The following is a 4,016-nucleotide window of genomic DNA, read 5'->3' on the forward strand; positions in this document are numbered from 1 at the left end:
GCCTCGATGGCCGCGCCGGGTTTCTGGGTCGCCGTCATCGGCGAGGTATGGCGCTGTGGGCGGCGCTTTCTCATGCGAAAATCTCCATCATGCTGGTATTGGCACCGGTGGCACCTGCCAGCGGTTCATGTAACAGGGCCTGCATCGTGGCCCAGGCAATGTCGGCGTGGCTGGTTTCCTCTGACCGGCTGGCCTCAAAGGTCGGCATCTTGCCGCCAGCAGTCACAGAGCGGCGGATGCTCATGAAGGCCTGGGCCAGATCGGTCATCCCGCAGTCAAATTCCAGCCGCCCCTTGTTCATCACATCCTGGGCCTTCATCACCATCTGGATTTTCACACTCGGGTTGTACTGGATGGGAGTCACCGCTGGGTAGAACTGCTTCACCAACTGGTAAACCCCCTCCCCGATCCCGGTGGTGTCAATGCCGATGTACCCGACGTTGTAACGCTCGCACATGGCCTTGATGGCCCGCGCTTGGGCGTCGAAGTCCATACCGCTCCAGCGGTGGCGCTCCAGCACTCGGAACTTGCCGCCCGGTACCGCCGGCGGAGCCAGCACGGCGCAACCCGCGCTATCACCCTGCCCGCCCTTGGCCGGGTCATAGCCGATCCATACAGGCCGATGACCGAGCGGGCGCATTGCGTGAGGCTTGTAGTCCTCCCACACCTCCCAGCTATCGACCATGCAGCGCTGCAGCATGGCGAGCGGGAATACGCTGTCAGTGTCATCAGCGAACTGACACATCAACAGCTGGTTATAGTCATCAGGGGAGTAACGCCGCCGCAGCCGGTCAAGGTCGAACAGGTCGCAGCCACCACGCACGGCATCCTCAACCGTAACGATCTGCCGCCACTGGCCATCACCGCACAGCCGCCCACCATGCAAAGCCGCATGGTCAACGTCGAACTTTATGTGCTCGTTCTTCGGCCGTCCCTTGTTGAACATCGCACCAGACCAGAACGGGTAGGCATCGTGCGAAAGGCTTGAAGGCGTCGAGAAGTAGGTCAGCCGCCAAAACTTTTGCATCGCCATGCCGCTGGAAACCTTGTAGAGCTCCTGAAACTTGGGGATCCAAAAGTATTCATCGATGTAGAGATTGCCGTGATAACTCTGGGCGGTGCGGGAGTTGGTCCCGAGGAAATAGAGAATGGCGCCGTTGCCGAGCGTAATGGGATCCCCCTTGAGCTCAACCCCGACCTCCTGAGCAAAAGCCAGAATGTACTGCTTGAACTGATGGGCCTGCGCCTTACTGGCTGACAAGAAAATCTGATTGCGACCAGTGGTCAGCGCATCAATCAACGCCTCCCGTGCAAAGTAGAACGTGGCGCCGATCTGGCGGCTCTTGAGCAGGTTGCGCTCCGTGTGCTGCAAACCAGCCTGATACCAGACCTTCTGATAGCCAAACATATTGCCGTGGAACAGCTCGCCCAGCTTCTCGAGCTGAGCCTCATCAAAATTGTTGCGAACCGGCGCCTTCTTCGGCCCCTTGTTGCGGTTCGCCACCTTGGGGTTGAGGTCGGCCTCATTGCCTCCGTTGCTGTATTTGTTGACCCGGGCGATCCGCTCCAACTGCCTGCCCAGCAGGTCAATCTCCTTGAAGTCGCCGCCGGTTTTCACCTCCTTGGCGATCAGCTGGCACATCCGCGCATAGATAGCGAAATCGACCCGGTCAATGGGTTTGATGTCATCCCAGCCGTCGCGTCGTTTCCAAGTAGAGACTGTCCCCTCCGGCGTCTGCAGCAATTCAGCAATGGCACGGAGCGGATAGCCCTGGAAGAACAGGTGCATGGCCTGCCGTCTGGGTTCGATATGGGGGAAAAGTAAGGGTGCTGTCGTCATGGCGCCAGTCTACCCAGCCACAACCCATCCAAACGCCACCCCGCCAGTGTGCCAGCGCCGTACACACTGGCCGCCGATTGCACGATCCCGCCTGTCACCCAGACCATAACCGCGACATCACCACCCAATCACCAAAGGGATCCCAGCTCATGGCGAAGAAAGCAAAATTCAAGCGCGTCGCGGTGGCAGGCCAAACCACCGACGGCCGCACCATCGCGCCGGAATGGCTCACCCAGGCAGCCAAAAACTACAACCGCGAAAAGTACGGCGCCCGCGTTAACCTCGAACACTACCTCAGCCCGTTCCCTGATAGCGATTTTCGCGCCTATGGCGACGTGATCTCCGTCTATGCCGAAGAGGTCGAGATCGACGGCGAAAAGAAAATGGCCCTGTTCGCCGATATCGACCCCACCGAAGACCTGATCAAACTCAACAAAGCCCGCCAGAAGGTTTACACCTCCGTCGAGCTGGATCTGGACTTTGCAGGTACCGGCGAGGCCTACCTAGTAGGTCTTGCAGTGACCAACACCCCCGCCAGCCTTGGTACCGAATACCTCCAGTTCTGCGCCGGTGCTGGTGACAAAAGTCCGCTGGCAGCGCGCAAGCAAAAATCGACCAACCTGTTTACCTGCGCCATCGAAACCGAGGTCGAATTCACCGAAGAGGGCGACAAGGGCCCAGGTCTGCTGGAAAGGGTCACCGCGCTGTTCTCCACCCACAAGAAGCAATCCACCGCTGATCTCAGCGACGTTCACCAGGCCGTCGAGACCGTCGCGAAAGAGGTCACCAGCCTCGATGCCGACCTGCAGAAAAAGTTCACCGAGCAGGCCCAGACCATCACCGAGCTGACCAACAAGCAGGACGCCACCGCCAAGGCGCTGGCCGACCTCACCGCCAAGCTGGAAGGCCAGGAAGATTTCAGCCACAAGCGCCAGCCAGCCACCGGTAGCGATGGCGCCACCATTCAAACCGACTGCTAAGGACCATGCCCAATGCGTAACGAAACCCGCCAGAAGTTCAACGAGTTCACCGGCCAGGTGGCCAAACTCAACGCCGTCTCCAGCGCCACGGTGCAGTTCAACGTGCAGCCCAGCGTCCAGCAGACCCTGGAAACCAAAATGCAGGAGTCGGTCGAATTCCTGAAAATGATCCAGATCATCCCTGTCACAGAGATTAAGGGGGAGAAAGTTGGCATCGACATCGCCGGCACCATTGCAGGCCGCACCGATACTACCAACCACGTTCGTGAACCCAACGACCCCAGCACGCTCTATTCCAATGAATACGAGTGTGCCAAGACCAACTACGACACCAGCCTCCCTTACAACAAACTGGATATCTGGGCCAAGTTTCCCGACTTCCAGACCCGCATCCGCGATGCCATCCTCAAGCGACAGGGGCTCGATCGCATCATGATTGGCTGGAATGGCGTCGCCGTGGAGAAGAACACCAACCGCCAGACCAACCCGCTGCTGCAAGATGTGAACAAAGGCTGGCTGTACCACATCCGTGAAGACGCGCCGGCCAAAGTGATGGATGAAGGAACCGAAGGCTCAGGCAAGATCTACGTTTACCAGCCGAAGAATGACGCCGACACCAAAGAAGGCGACTACCACAACCTCGACGCCCTGGTGTTCGATGCCGTCAACGAGATGATCGCCCCCTGGTACCAAGACGATACCGACTTGGTGGTCATCTGCGGCCGTAAGCTGCTGGCCGACAAATACTTCCCCATCATCAACAACGCTGACAACAACCAGGACAAGCTGGCCGGTCAAGTGCTGGTGAGCCAGAAGCAGATCGGCAACCTGCCAGCGGTCCGCGTCCCCTTCTTCCCGGACAATGCCATTCTCATCACCAAGCTGAAAAACCTCTCCATCTACCCGCAGGAAGGTGCCCGCCGCCGCCATATCGCGGAAGAACCTCACCGCGACCGTGTCGTCAACTACGAAAGCTCCAACGACGCCTATGTGGTCGAGGATTACGACTGCGTCGCCCTGATTGAAAACATCGTCATCGGGCCGAAACCGGCCGCTGGCGGTTAAGGGGGCGACATGACATCACCTGCCCGTCGCAACCGCGAACGCAAACTGGCCGCCCTGCAAGGGGCGGCCAATCCTCAGTTCGACCAACAACGCGCCAATGCCTACGAGCTGCAACTGATGCAGTTGGCCGA

The 4,016-nt window shown here is 59.0% G+C and carries 3 protein-coding genes and 1 pseudogene; 3 read left to right on the forward strand and 1 reads right to left on the reverse strand.

Going from position 1 to position 4,016, the window contains the following annotated elements:
• Positions 1-70: 70 nt before the first annotated feature.
• Positions 71-1,840, reverse strand: coding sequence for a terminase ATPase subunit family protein (locus BGO64_RS03415; RefSeq protein WP_286700166.1), 1,770 nt, complete (start codon positions 1,838-1,840; stop codon positions 71-73).
• A gap of 149 nt (positions 1,841-1,989) precedes the next feature.
• Here BGO64_RS03415 and BGO64_RS03420 point away from each other — a divergent pair, with 149 nt between their 5' ends.
• The 3 genes and pseudogenes from BGO64_RS03420 to BGO64_RS20785 form a co-directional block, all read left to right on the forward strand.
• The gene (locus tag BGO64_RS03420; RefSeq protein WP_286700167.1) at positions 1,990-2,820 is read left to right on the forward strand and encodes a GPO family capsid scaffolding protein; all 831 of its coding nucleotides are present in this window, start codon (positions 1,990-1,992) and stop codon (positions 2,818-2,820) included.
• A gap of 12 nt (positions 2,821-2,832) precedes the next feature.
• Positions 2,833-3,885, forward strand: coding sequence for a phage major capsid protein, P2 family (locus tag BGO64_RS03425; protein ID WP_286700168.1), 1,053 nt, complete (start codon positions 2,833-2,835; stop codon positions 3,883-3,885).
• Positions 3,886-3,894: 9 nt separating this feature from the next.
• Positions 3,895-4,016, forward strand: a pseudogene (locus tag BGO64_RS20785) (phage terminase small subunit); the annotation flags it as partial.

The organism is Aeromonas sp. 62-46 (assembly GCF_001898585.1).
Taxonomy (GTDB): Bacteria; Pseudomonadota; Gammaproteobacteria; order Enterobacterales; family Aeromonadaceae; genus Aeromonas; species Aeromonas caviae.